Source organism: Thioalkalivibrio sp. AKL12, assembly GCF_000377925.1.
GTDB classification, from domain to species: Bacteria; Pseudomonadota; Gammaproteobacteria; order Ectothiorhodospirales; family Ectothiorhodospiraceae; genus Thioalkalivibrio; species Thioalkalivibrio versutus.
This window is the reverse complement of the sequence record NZ_KB898889.1, coordinates 1-17,225: the sequence shown is the minus strand read 5'-3', so window position 1 is coordinate 17,225 and position 17,225 is coordinate 1. Positions and strand designations below refer to the sequence as shown.

Below are 17,225 nucleotides of genomic sequence, written 5' to 3'. Positions count from 1 at the left end.
GCCCAGGCCCCGGCCACCGGCACGCATCGGCCTCAGTCAGGCCAGACCCGATCCGGATGCAACGCGCTGCCGCCCTTGTTCGCCTTCGGCTCCTTCTTCGCAGCCGGCTTTTTCCGGGCCGGAGTTGCCTTGGCCTGGGTCGACTGGGCGGTCGTCCCCGTCTTCCTCGTCGCTGCCGGCTTCTTGCGCGCCGTGGCCGATTTGCGGGCCGGAGCCTTGCGGGTCGTGGTCGCCGCCTTCTTGGTGGCGGCCGCCTTGGTACTCGCGGCAGCTCGCGGGCTGCTGCTCGCCGGCTCCTGGCTGGTGTCCTTCTGTGCCGCGGCCGGGGCGTCGGCCTTGGCCGTGCTGTCCGGGGTCTTGTCCTTGTCCTTGTCCTGGTCCTCGCGCGCGCTGCGCACGCCGGCTGCCAGCTTGTCTTGCAGATTGCTCATTGCGACACCTCCTCGATGATGGCTTCGATCTCCGCCGCCGCCGCCTCGCCCGGCTTGCCCAGATCAAAGACGGAACAGCCTTCCAGCGCAGAACGCCGATATATGGCCCGCCGGCGCAGTGACTGCTCCAGGGCGGGGATGTCGATCTCCATCAGTGCGTGTTTCATCGCACGCGACAGCGCACTGCGGACTTCGAGCTGATTAATCACGATGTAGGGGCGCAGGGCGGGATTCCTGAGCTTGGCCTCTTCGAGCCCGCGCCCCATACGGACGCTACCCCACAGATCCACCGGCGACGGAAGCACCGGGATCAGTACCTCGTCCGCGGCCGCCAGGGCACCGGTGACGGCCCCGCCCTCGAGCGTCGGCGGGCAATCCACCACGATGTGGTCGTAGTCCTTGCGCAGGGCCTTCAACTCGCGGTCGAGGGGCCCGGCAACCGCAAAAACCGACGCCGCAAACGGACGATCCTCGGAGGCCATGCGGGCCCATTGACCGGCCGAACCCTGCGGGTCAGCGTCGACCACCAGCGTGCGGCCCCGCCGGGCCAGCCCAGCGGCCAGGTTCATGGTCAGGGTGGTCTTGCCAGTGCCGCCCTTCTGATTGACTACCGCGATTACCCTCGAACCCACGCAACAGCCTCCTGCGGAAGGGGACCGGGCTCAACCCGGCCCATCAAGAATCCCCCGGCTCAGCCGGTGGTGACATCGGCCAGGCGGTCGACTTCAAGGGCAAAGGCCTTGTCGCCTTCCCCAAGCTGTTCGCCATCACGGGCGTCGATCGTGATGTTCACGTAGGTCGTGCCGAAGCTGATGTTCGGATGATAACCATCCTGCTCCGACAGCTCGGCCACGTGGTCTAGAAACTTCCGCGTGATGCCGTAGCGGTCGAACGTGAACTGTTTGCTCATGGACGCCGAGGTCCCCTTGCCGGGTTCCCACCCGGCCGGAACCACGAGATCGGTATCCGCCATTGCCTACTCCGCTTGTGTTGCCGCGTCCACGCTTGTCACGCGGTGCTGCCCTGGGCATCGATCTCGCGCACGTGTTCCAGTTCATCCTCGAGGATGCTCTCGAACAGCGCCGCATCATCCACCGCACCGACGCGCCGGCAATAGACGGCTGCTTCGTCGTACAGACGAATCGCCTCCATCTCCAGCTCGCGCGAGCGCGCCAAAAGTTCGGCCATGGAGCGGCCAAGCCGCACCGGCGCCAGCTGGCTGCCGTTCGGCGCCACCCCATAGTGAAACATGCGAGTCATGAAGCGATCCGCATGATCCAGCTCTTCCTGGGCGTCCCGACGCAGGCAATCGCTTACGTCGGTCATTCCCCACATCGCGGTCAAGCGCGCCTGGGCCAGGTACTGCTGGACCGCCGACAGCTCATGTGCCACCGCCCGGTTCAGGTACCCCACGATCCGTGGATCGGACATGGATGTTGCCTCAGCTGGCCGAACCGCTGGCGGTCGGGGCCGTCGGCAGGATGCCTTCCACTTCCGAATGCACGCGCGCAATGATGTGCGCGGCCACCAGGCCGTCACCCACACGCTCGCAAGAATCCGCGCCCGCACGCACCGCCGCGTTCACGGCACCGGTTTCGCCACGGACCAGCACGGTCACGTAGCCGCCACCGACGAACTGGCGACCGATCAGACGCACTTCGGAGGCCTTGGTCATCGCATCCGCGGCTTCGATCGCCGGGACCAGACCGCGGGTCTCGATCATGCCAAGGGCCACACCAGAAATTTCGTTAGCCATCATCTACCTCTTCTTGAAAAAGCCGTCGAGCCCGTTACGGACCCGACGGCGTTCGACTACCGTGAGTTACGGCTTTTCCGGGAGGATGTTCTCCACCTCGGAATGGACGCGAGCAATGATGTGGGCAGCCACGAGGCCGTCACCGACACGCTCGCAGGAATCCGCACCGGCACGCACAGCGGCGTTCACGGCACCGGTTTCGCCACGGACCAGCACGGTCACGTAGCCACCACCCACGAACTGACGCCCGATCAGACGCACCTCGGAAGCCTTGGTCATTGCGTCCGCGGCTTCGATCGCCGGGACCAGACCGCGGGTCTCGATCATGCCGAGGGCCACACCAAAGTTTTCGCTAGCCATTACTCAACTCCTATCAAGCGTTACTGATGATTTACTTTTCAACCTGCTCGGGCAGGATGCTTTCCACTTCGGAATGCACACGGGCGATGATGTGCGCGGCCACCAGGCCGTCACCCACACGCTCGCAGGAATCCGCACCGGCACGCACAGCGGCGTTCACGGCACCGGTTTCGCCACGGACCAGCACGGTCACGTAGCCGCCACCAACGAACTGGCGACCGATCAGACGCACTTCGGAGGCCTTGGTCATTGCATCGGCCGCTTCAATCGCCGGTACCAGACCACGGGTCTCGATCATGCCCAGCGCCACACCAAAACGTTCAGTTGCCATTGTCTTCTCTCCTGGATTTACGGTTTTTTAAAACAAAAATGACGCTCACGCCGCCTTGCGGGAACCAGCAGAGCGCTGTGCATCGGTCTGGTCTTGTCCTGCCTCGTCCTTCGACCCTTCCGTCTTCTTACCACCATCGTCCCAGTGGTCGATGATGCCGCCGATCGTGAGATCGGTCTGGATAGTGTTGTCGTCCAGCGCAAGCCGCGCGGCTGACCCGCTGATGGTGAACACCCAGTTGCCCGGATGCGCCCCGACCGGATCCACGGCCACACTCAGCGCGCCCTTCTGGTCGACCAGCACGCGCAGCGAAATGGTGCTCAGCCCGTCGACGCGACGGGTCACCACCAGTTCATCCTGCACCTGCATGATTTCCATGGAGCTACTGCTCCTCCCAGTAATCGATGATCCCGACGATCGTCGCGTCACTGGGGTAGGACTTGTCACCGGCCGCTTCACGCGCCGCCGAGCTGCCCACCACGATGACCCAGTCCCCGGGCACGCAGCCGACCGCATCGACCGCCACGGTGCGCGGCCCGCCCGCCTTTTCCTGAACCACCAGCAACGGCCGGTGCCCCAGATCGCGGATGCGGTTGGTCGAAACCAGCGTCTTCTCAACCTTGCAGATCTTCATTCCCGTTCCCGTGTGCGTCAGGCGGCCAGTGGTTCCAGACGGCTACCGCTGCGTTTGTCGCGGATCACCATGTGGCAGCCGATCAGGCCCTTTTCAGCCAGGTCGCGATAGCGATCCATGATCGTGTTGCGAATCCGGCGACAACGCGCCTCGACCCGCTCCCGCGATCCCGGCACCTTGCGGTCGTAGCGATAATGCACCACAACCGGAACCGGCAGGCCGCGCTCGACATTCAGCTTCCGAAAAATCTTGTTCACGCCGACATCCATCCCCTCGGCGCCCTCTTCCATCGTCTCCAGGTGGGCGAAGTACGCGAAGTTGCGAACCTGCATCTCCTCGATCTCCTGGCCCACGATGATCACGCGCTCGCGGTGGCCGACATCGGCGTAGTGGCCGCCGTGATAGCGCGCCACATAATCCAGCTGCGAAATGTTGCTCAACAGCAGCCGCGAGATCAGTCGCAGCATCCCTTCATGCGGCGCGCCGTTACCGCGTCCCCAGCCCTGCTGGTGAATCGCATCCTGGATCGCCTGATACACCCGCAGCGATGCGGTCTGTTCGTCCAGCCCCTGGGTCGCCCGGTACAGCTCCGCGCTTTCCACGAAGCGGTACAGGCTCATGCGCGTATCCGCATCCGGGATGTGAATCTTGATCGCATCCGTATCGGTATCCACCCCGATCAGCAGCGTGTCGACCGAGGCCCCACAGCAGTAGGTGTTCTCGATGGCCTGACGAAACGCGCGCAGCTGGTGCAAGGCACCGTCCGCCGCATCGCGCTCGCTGTTGCCGTGCGCCGCGCAGCCCTGGTGCAACGGATCCGCGCCACTGTAGTGGTACGCCGCAATCTTCAGATAGCGACTGGGGACATCGGCCGTGGTCGGCCGGCCCTCACGAAAGCGCAGCAGTTCGCGCTTGGTCCAGTGACGCACATCTTCCTCGATGTCGAACTGCGCCCCGGCGTAGCTCTTCACCCGTACCGCGAGATCAGGCAGGCGCAGGATGAAGCGCCGCAGGCCCAGCAGGCGCCCGTCCGAGCAGGGCGAGATGTCCACTTCGTGGAAGTCGCAGTCGAGAAAATACGCAATCGCGCTATCCGCTTCGGCCACCAGGTCATCCCGTCCCGCCCAGTATTCGTTGACCACCTGATCGAACAGCTCGAACGTCCCGTGCAGATACAGTTCGCGCGTATCCAGATCGTTGATCCAGGCATCCTCCAGCGCCTTCTGCGGCAGCTGGTACCCCAGGCGCTCCTCGACGATCGCCTGCGCCCGCGCCTCGAAGTCGCGCTCGTGCTGCAGCGCATGCACTTCCTTGAGCACCGGAACCAGCTGCGCAAAGCGCTCGCGGAACCCCTGCTCGAAGGCGTGCAGCCGTTCGTTCATCGGGACATCCGCCAACGCATGCCCCGCGGTCAGTTCACGCGTCATGTCCGGAGACGACGAGCCGCAGGCCGGCACCGCGGACACCGGGCCCGCAGTGCTCGGCGCCGCTGCGCGCGCAGCCGCAATCCGGGACTTCGCGAAGCGCGAGCCCATGGAGCTATTTTTGCGGCGACCACGCACCATGACGTTCTTCAGAGTCCTCGCCTGTCCTTAACCGCGCGCCCCGCCGGACAGCGTCACCAGAGAACCGGCGTCGCTGTTCCCGGAGGAACCCGTGATCCTGCTCGGGGGCACTTCCTTGCGCTCGAGTTCCCGATTGATATACGCGCTGCGGCCTTCACCACGCGGATTGCCCTTCTGCGTCTGGTTGCGGCGCGTCGAGAGGCCCTCGGTCCCGGTCACGTGGTCACCGCGCCCCCAGTCGTCGCCGGTAATGGAGACGCCATTGCTGCTGCCATTCACGGTCACCCGGTTGGCGCCGACCTTCTCGCCTTCTTCCACCGGCTCGACGGCCGCTGCTTGCTTGCTGGCGCCATACCGGAACTCTTCGGTGCCGGACACCAGACCCATCGCCTTGTTGATGGAACCGGTCACGCTCCCGCTACTGCCGTAGGCGGTCCCCGTCACGCGCTCCCGACGCTCTGCGGCGACCCGCGCCGGGGTCTCCACGCTGAAGCCGGCGTTGGGCATCGGGCGAGAAGCGGCTTGCGCCACTGGCTGGGCCTGCGCGGCCTGCATGCCCATCCCTTCCGGGCGCAGACGCGGATGGAGACTGCTCGCGGCACTGGTGCAGCTCTTGGCAAATTCGTTACCGCCCACATACGGGGAACCGGACACGTCCTGACAGGCGCCCCGTTCGGTACCGGTGACGCGCTTGTCGTAACCCGGCTGGCTGCCGGACACCGAATGCCCCGGCGTGGAATGACGTTCGGCCACCCGCGTACCGGCCGCGCTCGAATCCTGCGTGTCGCAGAACTGGTCGTACTGATCCGGACCGATATAGGCCGTGCCGCTCACCGGCTTGCAGGCGCCATATTCGTCACCGGTGACGCGCGAGGAACGCCCGATCGCCGAGCCGGACACAATTTGCTGATTCCAGGTACGGCCCACAGTCACTTTCTCCGGGCTGGCTTCCGGGCGATGACCGCCACAAAAGGCGTCATAGTGCTCGGAGCCGGCATATTCCGTGCCGGTGATCGGCTTGCAACCACCATATTCGTCACCCGTCACGTGGATCGAATGATCCACCTGGGTACCGGAAACCTCGCGGCCCCGCAGCGTGTGCATTACGCCCACCTTGGGGACGCCCCCGGCATCCGGCCGCTCGCACAGATCGCCGAAGTCGGACTTGTTGTAATACGGCGTACCGGTCAGGGAGGCACAGGACCCGCGCTCGTCACCGGTTACATGCCGGCTACGCCCCACGGCCACACCGGTCACGCTCTGGTCTTCCATGGTGTGCGACTCCTGAACCTTGGCCGCAGCGGGTTCCGGGCGGGTGCCGCAAAAGCCCTGGAACTGCTCGGTGCCGAGATATTCGGTTCCGGTCACCGGTTTGCAGCTGCCATATTCGTTGCCGGTTACGTTCACGGAGCGTCCGACTTCGGACCCGGTCAGTTCACGACCGCGAAGCGTATGCATCACGCCAACCTTGGCCGGCGCCCCGTTCGACTTTCCCGTGTTGCAGGGAACCTCGCTGTTCGCGGTGTTCAGGTATTCGGTACCGGTCACATCGCGGCAGGCGCCGGCTTCGTCGCCGGTCACGCTCGGGCTGCGCCCGACCGAAGTGCCCGACACGCCTTCACCGTGACGGGTGACCATCACGCTCGTGCGGGCCGGACCGGCCTGCGGACGCGTGCCGCAGAAGCCTTCGTATTGTTCGGTACTGAGATATTCGGTGCCGGTGATCGTCTCGCAGGACCCACGCTCGTCGCCGGTCACACGGTTCGACCGCCCAACTTCGGTGCCACTGACCGACTGACCGTGCGCGGTGTGCGACGTGCCAACCTTCGGCGGATTGCCGGCCGGGCGCGCACCACAGTACCGCTCGTAGTGCTCCACCCCGAGGTATTCGGTGCCGGTGATCGAAGAGCAGCTGCCCGCCTCCGTGCCGGTGACGCCCGAGGTACGCTCGACCTGCGTGCCACTTACATGGCTGCCTGCCAGCGTGGTGCCCTCTTCAACCTTCGGCGGCGCATCGCCCTCGACAGGGCGCGGCCGGCCACAGGGACGCCCCGGCTCGGCCGAGCCACGGCCCAGCTTGCACAGTTCTTCACGGCGCTGCCGAGCGACTTCGCGGGCGGACATCCCTTGGCGCTTGGCGGCCTTCCAGGCGCCTTCCTGCGGCATGGTGCCGCGAGCCTGACCGCCGTTAAAACGCCGACGCTGGGCCTTCTTGCCGGTCTGCGCCATGGCATCCCGGCGCGCCATGCAGATCGCGCGAACCTCCGAGATCATCGGATGCGGGCCAGCGGCCTCACCCCCGGATTCGACCTTGTCGCACAGCTGGTCCAGGCCGCTTTCGACCATCGCGGCGTCGCGGCTCGGGGCGGTGTTGACCGACGCATCGCGCTCTGCCTTCTCGCCCTTGCAGCCGCAACCACAGTCCTTCTTGGATTCCTGGGCGGGCGCAGCCACCGGCTCCGATCCCTTGATGCGATCCCCACGGCGCGGTTCCGGCGCAACGGCCTTCTTGCCTTCCGTGGAGAGCGCCTGACGCCGCAGGCGGCAGATCTCGCGACCGCTCATGTTCGAGCAGTCGACCTCGACGTTCTGCGACTGGGCCAGGGCTTCCAGCTGGCGCGAACGCTCGGCGCCGGCGGGGGCCATGCCACCCGCGGCCTGGGCACGCGTATTGGTTCGGCCCACAGCCTTCTTGCCCTGGCGCGCCATCTTCTGGCGCCGCTCAAGGGCGGCCTGGCGCCCATTCGAGACGCCCGTGTGCGCGCCCGGTTCCGGGCGGCGCTCGGGCGTGGTGTCGCGGGTCTCGGCGGAGACCTGCGACGAGGATTCACTGGAGTGCATCTCCGGCTCCCGCGCCTGGGGTGCCGGGGCAGGGTCCGCCTTCGCCTGGCGCGCATCTCGCGCAGCCCCAGCGGAGCGGCTGCTCCCTTTGGTTTGGTCGGTCGACTTCACGGCAGCCTTGCCATTGCGAGACATGGCTTTGCGCCGTTCCAGGGCACGTTCACGCCCCGAGAGACCTTCAGACGCAGATGTCGGATTACTCATGGCACTTCCTTACAGTTGGCGGCAGCAACGGTAAATAACGCTTTACTGAACTGCCGGGCCCGAAGGCGGACCCGGCAGGTACGGGCCCTAATTAGCGACCGCGATCGACCACGAAGGCCGTGCCCTGGCTCTGGGCATAGTTATCGTAGGCGAGGAAGCGAACCATCATGCCTGGGTTGGCACGGCGGCACTGCTCGATCTCGCTCAGCACGGCCTCGACGGACTGCTCGCCGAACATCGGGAGCTTCCACATGTACCAGTAGTTGGACATGGCGTGTTCTTTTTCGCTGTACTCGACCGCCGGGTTCCAGCCCTGGGCAATCGTGTACTCGATCTGACGGCGAACCTGATCGGCGTTCATCTCGGGCAGGTAAGAGAAGGTCTCGTACTTCTGCACCGGCTTGAAGTTCTGAATATCGGACATGTCGTTAATCCTATGCGCTTGTTCTCTGAAGGTGCGGGCAGCCACTCAGGCCGCCCGCACACGGACGATCACTTGTGTTGGACGTCCAGCTTGTCGGTGGTGTCGAACTCGAACTTGATTTCCTTCCACGTTTCCATGGCGATCTTCAGTTCGGGACTGTGCTGGGCGGCCTGGGTCAGGATCTCCTTGCCTTCCTTCTCGATCTCGCGACCCTCGTTGCGCGCCTGGACGCAGGCCTCGACGGCCACGCGGTTGGCGGTCGCGCCCGGAGCATTGCCCCACGGGTGGCCCAGGGTGCCGCCACCGAACTGCAGCACGGAGTCGTCACCGAAGATCGCGACCAGGGCCGGCATGTGCCAGACGTGGATACCACCGGAGGCCACGGCGAACACACCCGGCATGGAACCCCAGTCCTGATCGAAGAAGATGCCGCGCGAGCGGTCTTCCGGGATGAAGGATTCACGCAGCAGGTCGATCCAGCCGAGCGTCGCCGCGCGGTCGCCTTCCAGCTTGCCGACCACGGTGCCGGTGTGGAGGTGGTCGCCACCGGACAGGCGCAGGATCTTGGCGAGCACACGGAAGTGGATGCCGTGCTTCGGATGACGGTCGATGACCGCGTGCATGGCACGGTGGATGTGCAGCAGCATGCCGTTGTCGCGGCACCAGTTGGCCAGGCCCGTGTTGGCACAGAAACCGCCGGTGATGTAGTCGTGCATGATGATCGGCGCGCCAATTTCCTTGGCGTACTCGGCACGCTTGTACATCTCTTCCGGGGTCGGCGCGGTGACGTTCAGGTAGTGACCCTTGCGCTCGCCGGTCTCGGCTTCGGCCTTTTCAGTCGCTTCCTGGACGAAATCGAAGCGGTCACGCCAGCGCATGAACGGCTGGGAGTTGATGTTCTCGTCGTCCTTGGTGAAGTCGAGACCGCCACGCAGGCACTCGTACACGGCACGGCCGTAGTTCTTCGCGGACAGACCCAGCTTCGGCTTGATGGTGCAACCCAGCATCGGGCGGCCGTACTTGTTCAGGCGATCACGCTCGACCTGGATACCCATGGGCGGACCACCACAGGTCTTCACGTAGGCGATCGGGAAGCGCACGTCTTCCAGGCGCAGCATGCGTATGGCCTTGAAGCCGAACACGTTACCGACCAGGGAGGTGAACACGTTCACCATGGAGCCTTCTTCGAACAGGTCGATCGGGTAGGCGATGAACGCGTAGAAGGACTCGTCGTCACCCGGGACGTCCTCGATCATGTACGCCCGACCCTTGTAGTAATCCATGTCGGTCAGGAGGTCGGTCCACACCGTGGTCCAGGTACCGGTGGAGGACTCGGCTGCCACAGCGGCGGCAGCTTCTTCGCGGTCGATACCGGGCTGCGGGGTAATCTTGAAACACGCCAGCAGGTCAGTATCCAGCGGCGTGTATTCGGGCATCCAGTATGTTTCGCGGTAATCCTTGACGCCCGCGGAGTACTTCTTGGCGGCAGACATGTGGCCTTCTCCTACGCGTTGGTTAATCGTGATGGTCGCCTAGATTAGGGAGGGCAATCACTAATAACAAATAAATAATCTAGATGCGACCGATAGACAATCGTTTATATAAAAACCGGACAGCGGGAGGGCCACTGACCGGCAGGGGTTCGGGTTCGCAATGGTGCAGCCAGGCATCGAAACACCGACCGCGACGGATTGCGGAGGTCGATTGTAGTCGAAGACCGTAGCCTGTGCATGCCTTTGGCGCGACCCACCGCACAGGCCCTGTGACGGGCCGCCGGGAACGCCCCGTCACACAGTCCACGAGCCCGGGTATCAGGAGGTGGCGGCAGTGGCAGGCTCTCCGTCACCGGCGGCATGGTGATCCCGCGCCAGGTAGAGGTAGATGGCGGGCACCACGAACAGGGTGAACAGGGTCCCGATCGCCATGCCGCTCGCGATCACCAGGCCCATCGCGAAACGCGAGCCGGCGCCGGCCCCGGCGGCCATCAGCAAGGGCACCATCGCCACCACGGTCGCGGTGGTGGTCATCAGGATTGGCCGCAGGCGCAGGGCCGACGCCTCCTCGATCGCCTCGCGCAGCGTCCGCCCCTGGCGCTGCAGCTGGTTGGCGAACTCCACGATCAGGATGCCGTGCTTGGCAATCAGGCCGATCAGGGTCAGCAGGCCCACCTGGGTATAGATATTCAGCGAAGTCACCCCAAGGCTGATGAAGATCAGTGCCCCGGCGATCGACATCGGCACCGTGGTCAGAATGATCAACGGGTCGCGGAAGGACTCGAACTGAGCAGCCAGGACCAGGAAGATCACCAACAGGGCAAAGAAGAAGGTGACCACCAGCTCACTGCCCTCTGCCTTCAGCTGACGCGACTGTCCGGCATAGTCGACACTGACATCCGGTGGGAGCACGTCGGCGGCAATCTCGTCGACGATGTCCAGCGCCTCGCCCAGGGTCACCCCCGGCCGCGGCACGCCCGACAGGGTCACGGCATTCAGCTGCTGGAAGCGCTTGAGCGAGCGCGGGGTCACCGTTTCTTCCAGTGTCACGATGCTGGACAACGGGATCGGCTCGCCGTCACGGGTACGCGTGAACAACTCTTCCAGCTGCTCCGGATTCAGGCGCTCGCTGCGCTGCACCTGAGGAATCACGCGATAGCTGCGGTTCTCCATCGCGAAGCGCCCGGCAAACCCGCCAGACAACATGGTCGCCAGATCGGCATTGAGCGTGGCCATGTCGATCCCGAGCTGGGCGGCGCGTTCGCGGTCAATCTTGAGATCCACCTGCGGCTGATCGAAGTCGAGATCGGAGTCCATGAAGATGAAGCGCCCGGTCGCCATCGCCCGCTGCATGATCTCGCTGGCGAACTGCTCCAGCTCCTCGAACGAACCGGTGGAGCCGAGGACCACACTGACCGGTGCGCCGTCGCCCGGGGTGGGCAGCTGGGGCGGTTGGATCGCGAACACCTCCAGCGCCGGGATGCGGTCCAGGCGTGGCTGCAGCTCCTCCTGCAGGATGGTCTCGGTATCCCGATCACGCTGATCCCAGGGTGCGAGGACGAAACCGCCCAGGGCCTGGTTGCCGGCACCGGCGATGCCCGGGCCGCCACCAAAGCCGTTCACGATAAAGATGTTATCGAGCTCCGGGATTTCGTCGAAGAAGCGGTCGGTCAACTCGGTGTTGCGTTCCAGCCAGTCCAGGCCCATGTAGGCGTCGCCCTCCATGATGGAGAACGCGAAGCCCTGGTCCTCCGGCGGCTCCAGCTCGCTCTGCGAGGTGACGAACAGGAAGTAGCAGGACACCAGCACGATGGCACCGAACACCGCGATGGTGAAGCGGTCATTCAGCGCCCCATGCAGGCGCCGACGATAGCGTTGCTGGAGGGAGTCGAAGCGTGCATCCAGCCAGCCTTCGATGCGTCCGCGCTTCTCGGTGGCGCCATCGCGCAGGATCTTCGAACACATCATCGGCGACAGCGTGATCGCGACAATGCCGGAGATCACCACGGTCGCCGCCAGGGTAAAGGCAAACTCGATGAAGAGCGTCCCGGTCAACCCGCCAATGAAGCCCAGTGGCAGGAACACCGCCACCAGCGTGGTCGACATCGCCACGATCGGCCAGGCGAGTTCGCGCGCCCCCTGGATCGCCGCGTCCATGCGCGACATCCCCTCCTCGATATGCCGGGAGATGTTCTCCAGCATGATGATCGCGTCATCCACCACGATGCCGATCGCCAGCACCATCGCCAGCAGGGTCAGCAGGTTCAGCGAGAACCCCATCAGCAGCATCAGCATGAAGGTGCCCACCAGCGACAGCGGCACCGCCACGGCCGGGATGATCACGCTGCGCAACGAGCCGAGGAACAGGTAGATCACCACCAGCACGATCCCCAGCGCCAGGCCGATGGTCACCAGCACCTCGTCGATCGCACTCTGGATGTAGTCCGTGGAGTCGTAGACGATCTCGCCTTCCAGCCCCGATGGCAGGCGCGGCAGGATGCGCTCGTCGAATACGTCGCGGACCTCGGCAATCACGTCCAGGGCGTTGGCATCCGGCGCCATCTCGATCCCGACGAAGGTGGCCGCCTCGCCATTGAAGCGCACCGAGGTGTCGTAATTCTCCGAGCCCAGCTCCACCTCGGCCACGTCGCCCAGGCGCACCAGGTCGCCGTCGGTCTCGAACAGGATCAGCTGCTCGAACTCCTCCGGACGACTCAGATCGGTATCCGCCGTCAGGTCCAGCCCAACCATGGAACCCCGCGTCTGGCCCACGGCGGACAGCACATTGTTGAGCTCCAGGGCCTCGCGCACGTCGCGCCCGGTCACACCGAAGGCGGCCATGCGATCGGCATCCAGCCAGGCGCGCATCGCAAAGCTCTGGGCGCCCAGGATCTCGGCTCGCTGCACGCCGTTGATGGTCGCCAGTTCCGGCTGCACCTCGCGGATCAGGTAATCGGTGGTCTGGTTGTTGGACAACCGTTCGGAATAGAACGACATGTACATTGCGGCCACGTCCTGCCCCACGGACAGATCCACCACCGAGTCCTCGGCCTCCGCCGGCAGGTCGCTGCGAATCTTGTCCACCTGGGCCGCGATCTGCGTCAGGGCCACGTTGGGATCGTAGTCCAGCTCCAGATGGGCCTCGACGATGCTGATCCCCGCGCGGCTGGTGGAGACGAGGTAATCGATCCCCTCGGCCTCGGCCACCTCGCGCTCCATCGGCGTGGTGATGAAGCCCTGCACCAGATCGGCATCCGCGCCGATATACGCGGTGCTGACGGTCACCACCGCGTTCTGCACCTCGGGGAACTGGCGCACGTTCAGGTCAAATACCGCGCGCACCCCGAACAACAGGATGAACAGGCTCACCACCGTGGCGAGCACCGGCTTCTGGATGAAGATATCGGTAAAGCGCATGCCAGCGACCCCGCTCTAGCGGTTCGCCGGGCGCGGGTCGCGCTCGGCGTCGGGCTGGGCATCCTCGGTGATCTCGACCGGGGAGTCGTTTTGTAGCTTGAGCAGGCCACTGGCCGCGATACGCTCACCCGGCTCCAGCCCGTCAAGGACCTGCACCAGGTCACCGCGGCGGGCGCCGGTCTCGATCAGGCGCTGTTCCACCCGCAGCTGGCCTTCGTCATCCTCCGCGATCACGAATACCGATTGCCCCCAGGGCGCAAAGCGGATCGCGGTTTGCGGCGCGACCACCGCCTCCTCGGACTCGCCGCGATCCAGCGTCACTCGGGCGAACTGCCCCGCACGCAGGCGGCCCTGTTCGTTTTCCAGCAGGGCCTGCACGCGGAACATGCGCGAGGCCGCGCGGACCCGCGGCTCGATGGCCGTGACCTCGCCGGTGAACTCTTCGCCAAAGGCATCCACCTCCACACGGACGTCCTGACCCAGGGCGATCTCGCCCAGGCGGCGCTCCGGCAGGGTGAAATTCACATACAGCGGCTGCAACGCCTCCAGCACCACGATCGGATCCCCGGGCCCGACGAATTGCCCGACGCTCACCTCGCGGATACCCAGCTCGCCAGCGAACGGCGCGCGCAGGCTCTTCTGCCGGATGCGCGCCTCCTGCGCCCTCACCGAGGCCTGGGCCTGCTCGGCCTCGGCGACCCGGCGCTGAAATTCCGAATCCGAGATGTCGTTGCGCTCGATCAGGCCCCTGGCGCGCTCCAGCTCGCGGCGCGCCAGGCGCTCGCCGGCCCGCAAGTTTTCGAGCTCGGCCTCGTCCAGGGTGGTATCCAGGTCCACCAGCGGATCGCCGGCCTCGACCCGCGCCCCGTTCTCGAAGTGAATCGCCTGGACAATGCCCTGCGCCTCGAAGCTCAGGGTCGCGCCCTGCACGGCCTCCAGGCTACCGATCGCACGCACCTGCGGAGTCCAGGAGTCGGTCGACACCTCTGCGGCGTTGATGGTCACCACGGGCTCCGGCATATCTTCGAAGTACTCTGCGATCTGCTTATCGACAAAGGCCTTGAAGCCGAAAATACCACCGAGCACGATGGCCACCGCCACCAGCATGAGGATAAAACGCTTCATCAGGGTCTCCTGGAGACACCGGCGGGGGCATTCCCACCGGCATCATGAAATGAGTTCAACAGACTCGCCCGTCGCCGGACTCTAAACAGCGCCCGGGTCGCAGAGACCTGCATCGCGCAGGGCGGCACGCACGCGCGCCGTCTCCGCCCGAACCACCGTGGGCTCGTCCGGATCCAGCCGCGGCTCCCAGCGCCAGCCGGTCATCAGGGCATGGAAATGCCGGATGAGGTGGTCATAGGGCCGATGGATGTCGTAGGCATCCAGCAACCCCTGCGCATTGGCAAGGCTCTGCATCCCCACGTTCAGCGCCCAGGGGCCCAGCCCCATCTCGTCTTCGGAGATCTCGCGGGCCGGCGGCAGGTCGCCGCGGTCACGCGCCTCGGCCACCACCGCATGCACCGCCTCGCTGATCGGCTTCCCGGCCTCCAGCAATGCCATGCGGCGCGGAGCCGACACATTCGCCCAGACCACCTCGGTCACCAGGTACTGGGTCAGGCGATAGTAGTCGGGGTTTTGCGCGGCAAAATCGATGTCGGTCAGCACGATCGCCAGCATGCGCGAGCGCGTGCCCAGGGAGAGCTCGGGGATGGCCCGGAAAAGCGCCGCCCGTTGCAGCGTGGTGCGTGCCGCGACCGCCGCCAGCAGGTCCTCTTTCGACTCGAAGTGCTGGTACAGCGTACCGGTCGCATACTCGCAGTCCGCCGCCAGCTTCGACATCTGCAGGGCCAGCAGGCCCTCCTCGCGGATGCGCTCGTGCGCCCGCTCGATGAACAGCGCCTCGCGCGTCTCGCGCTCGCGGCGTTTGCGATCCCCGGTAGTCATGGCGCTCAGCATATCGAACCCACGACGGTTTTTGAACCCGGTTCAAAACAGATTCCAAAAAAGGCCGGGGACAGCATGCCCCGGCCCCCGGTTCGCGTATTCAGCCCGTCTCGCGCAACAGCCGCACGATCGCGTCGGCGACACTCTTGCTGGACTGCGGGTTTTGCCCGGTCACCAGTTTGCCGTCCACCACCACGTGATCGGCCCAGTCGTCGGCGGTATCCACCTCGCCGCCGAGCTCCTGCAGCTTGTCCTGCAGCAGGAACGGCATCGCGGTGTCCAGCTGGACCGCCTTCTCCTCGCTGTTGGTGAAGGCCGCCACCTTGCGCCCCTTCACCGCGGAACTGCCATCCGCCAGCATCGCACCGACCAGACAGGCCGGCCCGTGACAGACGGCGCCAACCACCTTGTCGTTGTCCATGAATTCCGCGACCAGGCGCTGGACATGCGGATTGTCCGGCAGGTCGAACATGGTGCCGTGGCCGCCGGGGAAAAAGATCGCGGCATAGGCGCCGTGGTTCGTGTGCTCATTCAGCGCGATGGTGTCATCCAGGGCCTCCTGCGCGGCCACCGCCGCGGAGCCCGCATGACTGGCCTCCAGGCTTTTCGGATCCAGCGGCACGGGGCCGCCCTTCGGACTGGCCACCTTGACCTCGAATCCCGCCTTGCGGAAGCGATCATAGGGCTCGGCGAACTCGTCGAACCATACGCCCGTCGCCTGGCCTGGAGCGATCTCGCCGTGACTGGTTACTACCATCAGAATCGTCTGGCTCATCCCTTGTCTCCTTGCATCCATGTCTCCGGTGGACTCGCCGGCCGGCTACAGGTTCCTGGTGTGCAAGGCCTGGGTGAACGAGCAGCGAGTCTGACGGCGAAAAACAGACGCGGAAGGATCAAGCAAACGAGAAAGCCGAAGGACCGCGCGGCCGGATCGCCGCGGGCTGGGCATCAGACGCGGTAGTACTCGCGATACCACTCGACGAAGCGGGCGATGCCATCTTCCACCGCGGTCGCGGGGGCATAGCCCACGTCCTGACGCAGGGCCTCGACATCCGCATAGGTGTCCGGGACATCCCCCGGCTGCAACGGCAGGAGGTTCTTCTCGGCCTTCATGCCCAGGCAGTCCTCGAGCACCTCGATGTAGCGCATCAGCTCCACCGGCTCGTGGTTGCCGATGTTGTAGAGCCGGTAGGGGGCTGCGCTGGTGGCCGAGTCGGGCTCGGCCCCGTTCCAGTCGGGGTTGCGCGGGGCCACGTGATCCAGGGTGCGGATCACGCCCTCGACGATGTCGTCGATGTAGGTGAAGTCGCGCCGGTGGTGGCCGTAGTTGAAGACGTCGATCGGCTCGCCCGCCAGGATCTTCTTGGTGAACATGAACAGCGCCATGTCCGGGCGGCCCCAGGGGCCGTAGACGGTGAAGAAGCGCAGTCCGGTCACCGGCAGGTCGTAGAGATGGCTGTAGGTATGCGCCATCAGCTCGTTGGCCTTCTTGCTGGCGGCGTACAGGCTCAGCGGGTGATCGACGTTGTCGTGCACCGAGAACGGCATGGTGGTGTTGGCGCCGTAGACCGAGCTCGAGCTGGCATAGACCAGGTGCTCGACGCCGTTATGGCGGCAGCCCTCCAGGATGTTGCCGAAACCGACCAGGTTGGTGTCGACATAGGCCGCCGGGTTCTCCAGCGAATAGCGCACGCCGGCCTGGGCCGCCAGGTTCACCACCCGCTCCGGGCGGTGTTCGCGGAACACCCGCTCCATCGCGGCGCGATCGGCGATGTCCTCGCGCACCTCGGTGAAGTTCGGGTGGTCCTGGGTGCGCGCCAGG

General features: G+C 65.3%; 18 protein-coding genes. All 18 read right to left on the bottom strand.

All coding sequences use genetic code 11. The features are described 5' to 3' along the window. Positions 1-32: 32 nt before the first annotated feature. A complete protein-coding gene (locus D579_RS0100095) occupies positions 33-431 on the bottom strand; it encodes a hypothetical protein (RefSeq protein WP_018950685.1) in 399 nt (132 codons plus the stop codon). Beyond that, entirely contained in the window at positions 428-1,063 is a 636-nt protein-coding gene (gene parA, locus D579_RS0100090) for a ParA family partition ATPase (RefSeq protein ID WP_018168600.1), read from the bottom strand. The genes D579_RS0100095 and parA overlap by 4 nt, the downstream gene beginning before the upstream one ends. Before the next feature lie 59 nt (positions 1,064-1,122). Further along, positions 1,123-1,404: a 4a-hydroxytetrahydrobiopterin dehydratase gene (locus D579_RS0100085; RefSeq protein ID WP_018950684.1), complete on the bottom strand. Its 282-nt coding sequence runs from the start codon at positions 1,402-1,404 to the stop codon at positions 1,123-1,125. 35 nt (positions 1,405-1,439) lie between these two features. Further along, positions 1,440-1,862, bottom strand: coding sequence for a bacterioferritin (locus D579_RS0100080; RefSeq protein ID WP_018144348.1), 423 nt, complete (start codon positions 1,860-1,862; stop codon positions 1,440-1,442). Positions 1,863-1,872: 10 nt separating this feature from the next. Next, positions 1,873-2,187: a BMC domain-containing protein gene (locus tag D579_RS0100075; protein WP_026182021.1), complete on the bottom strand. Its 315-nt coding sequence runs from the start codon at positions 2,185-2,187 to the stop codon at positions 1,873-1,875. Positions 2,188-2,253: 66 nt separating this feature from the next. After that, positions 2,254-2,547, bottom strand: a complete 294-nt coding sequence (locus tag D579_RS0100070) for a BMC domain-containing protein (RefSeq protein ID WP_012982276.1) — start codon at positions 2,545-2,547, stop codon at positions 2,254-2,256. Positions 2,548-2,578: 31 nt separating this feature from the next. Next, on the bottom strand, positions 2,579-2,878 hold the full coding sequence (locus tag D579_RS0100065) for a BMC domain-containing protein (protein ID WP_012982275.1): 300 nt from the start codon (positions 2,876-2,878) through the stop codon (positions 2,579-2,581). 45 nt (positions 2,879-2,923) lie between these two features. Then, the gene (locus D579_RS0100060) at positions 2,924-3,256 is read right to left on the bottom strand and encodes a carboxysome peptide B (protein WP_018144350.1); all 333 of its coding nucleotides are present in this window, start codon (positions 3,254-3,256) and stop codon (positions 2,924-2,926) included. A gap of 4 nt (positions 3,257-3,260) precedes the next feature. After that, positions 3,261-3,512, bottom strand: coding sequence for a carboxysome peptide A (locus D579_RS0100055; RefSeq protein WP_017940626.1), 252 nt, complete (start codon positions 3,510-3,512; stop codon positions 3,261-3,263). A gap of 17 nt (positions 3,513-3,529) precedes the next feature. Then, positions 3,530-4,939 carry a carboxysome shell carbonic anhydrase gene (locus tag D579_RS0100050; RefSeq protein ID WP_018937834.1) on the bottom strand — a complete coding sequence of 470 codons (1,410 nt, stop codon included), beginning with the start codon at positions 4,937-4,939 and terminating at the stop codon, positions 3,530-3,532. A 165-nt stretch (positions 4,940-5,104) separates the two neighbouring features. Then, positions 5,105-8,053 carry a CsoS2 family carboxysome shell protein gene (locus tag D579_RS0100040; protein ID WP_026289383.1) on the bottom strand — a complete coding sequence of 983 codons (2,949 nt, stop codon included), beginning with the start codon at positions 8,051-8,053 and terminating at the stop codon, positions 5,105-5,107. Positions 8,054-8,213: 160 nt separating this feature from the next. Further along, positions 8,214-8,546, bottom strand: a complete 333-nt coding sequence (locus D579_RS0100035; RefSeq protein WP_018144354.1) for a ribulose bisphosphate carboxylase small subunit — start codon at positions 8,544-8,546, stop codon at positions 8,214-8,216. 68 nt (positions 8,547-8,614) lie between these two features. Continuing rightward, positions 8,615-10,039: a form I ribulose bisphosphate carboxylase large subunit gene (locus tag D579_RS0100030; RefSeq protein ID WP_018144355.1), complete on the bottom strand. Its 1,425-nt coding sequence runs from the start codon at positions 10,037-10,039 to the stop codon at positions 8,615-8,617. Between the two features lie 318 nt (positions 10,040-10,357). Continuing rightward, entirely contained in the window at positions 10,358-13,456 is a 3,099-nt protein-coding gene (locus tag D579_RS0100025; RefSeq protein ID WP_018950681.1) for an efflux RND transporter permease subunit, read from the bottom strand. 15 nt (positions 13,457-13,471) lie between these two features. Beyond that, positions 13,472-14,581 carry an efflux RND transporter periplasmic adaptor subunit gene (locus tag D579_RS0100020; RefSeq protein ID WP_018950680.1) on the bottom strand — a complete coding sequence of 370 codons (1,110 nt, stop codon included), beginning with the start codon at positions 14,579-14,581 and terminating at the stop codon, positions 13,472-13,474. Positions 14,582-14,662: 81 nt separating this feature from the next. Continuing rightward, positions 14,663-15,415, bottom strand: coding sequence for a TetR/AcrR family transcriptional regulator (locus D579_RS0100015; protein WP_018168588.1), 753 nt, complete (start codon positions 15,413-15,415; stop codon positions 14,663-14,665). Positions 15,416-15,503: 88 nt separating this feature from the next. After that, positions 15,504-16,178: a type 1 glutamine amidotransferase domain-containing protein gene (locus tag D579_RS0100010; protein ID WP_018937840.1), complete on the bottom strand. Its 675-nt coding sequence runs from the start codon at positions 16,176-16,178 to the stop codon at positions 15,504-15,506. Positions 16,179-16,351: 173 nt separating this feature from the next. Beyond that, the coding region (locus D579_RS0100005) for an NAD-dependent epimerase/dehydratase family protein (RefSeq protein WP_018950679.1) at positions 16,352-17,225 on the bottom strand (874 nt) is incomplete at its 5' end.

What these genes read in the sequence shown, in the direction of transcription:
- D579_RS0100035 (WP_018144354.1), bottom strand. Translation starts at nt 8,546, where the DNA reads ATGTCCGATATTCAGAACTTCAAGCCGGTGCAGAAGTACGAGACCTTC.
- D579_RS0100010 (WP_018937840.1), bottom strand. Translation starts at nt 16,178, where the DNA reads ATGAGCCAGACGATTCTGATGGTAGTAACCAGTCACGGCGAGATCGCT.
- D579_RS0100055 (WP_017940626.1), bottom strand. Translation starts at nt 3,512, where the DNA reads ATGAAGATCTGCAAGGTTGAGAAGACGCTGGTTTCGACCAACCGCATC.
- D579_RS0100065 (WP_012982275.1), bottom strand. Translation starts at nt 2,878, where the DNA reads ATGGCAACTGAACGTTTTGGTGTGGCGCTGGGCATGATCGAGACCCGT.
- D579_RS0100050 (WP_018937834.1), bottom strand. Translation starts at nt 4,939, where the DNA reads ATGACGCGTGAACTGACCGCGGGGCATGCGTTGGCGGATGTCCCGATG.
- D579_RS0100030 (WP_018144355.1), bottom strand. Translation starts at nt 10,039, where the DNA reads ATGTCTGCCGCCAAGAAGTACTCCGCGGGCGTCAAGGATTACCGCGAA.
- D579_RS0100040 (WP_026289383.1), bottom strand. Translation starts at nt 8,053, where the DNA reads ATGTCTCGCAATGGCAAGGCTGCCGTGAAGTCGACCGACCAAACCAAA.
- D579_RS0100075 (WP_026182021.1), bottom strand. Translation starts at nt 2,187, where the DNA reads ATGGCTAACGAAATTTCTGGTGTGGCCCTTGGCATGATCGAGACCCGC.
- D579_RS0100020 (WP_018950680.1), bottom strand. Translation starts at nt 14,581, where the DNA reads ATGAAGCGTTTTATCCTCATGCTGGTGGCGGTGGCCATCGTGCTCGGT.
- D579_RS0100015 (WP_018168588.1), bottom strand. Translation starts at nt 15,415, where the DNA reads ATGCTGAGCGCCATGACTACCGGGGATCGCAAACGCCGCGAGCGCGAG.
- D579_RS0100070 (WP_012982276.1), bottom strand. Translation starts at nt 2,547, where the DNA reads ATGGCTAGCGAAAACTTTGGTGTGGCCCTCGGCATGATCGAGACCCGC.
- D579_RS0100085 (WP_018950684.1), bottom strand. Translation starts at nt 1,404, where the DNA reads ATGGCGGATACCGATCTCGTGGTTCCGGCCGGGTGGGAACCCGGCAAG.
- D579_RS0100080 (WP_018144348.1), bottom strand. Translation starts at nt 1,862, where the DNA reads ATGTCCGATCCACGGATCGTGGGGTACCTGAACCGGGCGGTGGCACAT.
- D579_RS0100060 (WP_018144350.1), bottom strand. Translation starts at nt 3,256, where the DNA reads ATGGAAATCATGCAGGTGCAGGATGAACTGGTGGTGACCCGTCGCGTC.
- D579_RS0100095 (WP_018950685.1), bottom strand. Translation starts at nt 431, where the DNA reads ATGAGCAATCTGCAAGACAAGCTGGCAGCCGGCGTGCGCAGCGCGCGC.
- D579_RS0100025 (WP_018950681.1), bottom strand. Translation starts at nt 13,456, where the DNA reads ATGCGCTTTACCGATATCTTCATCCAGAAGCCGGTGCTCGCCACGGTG.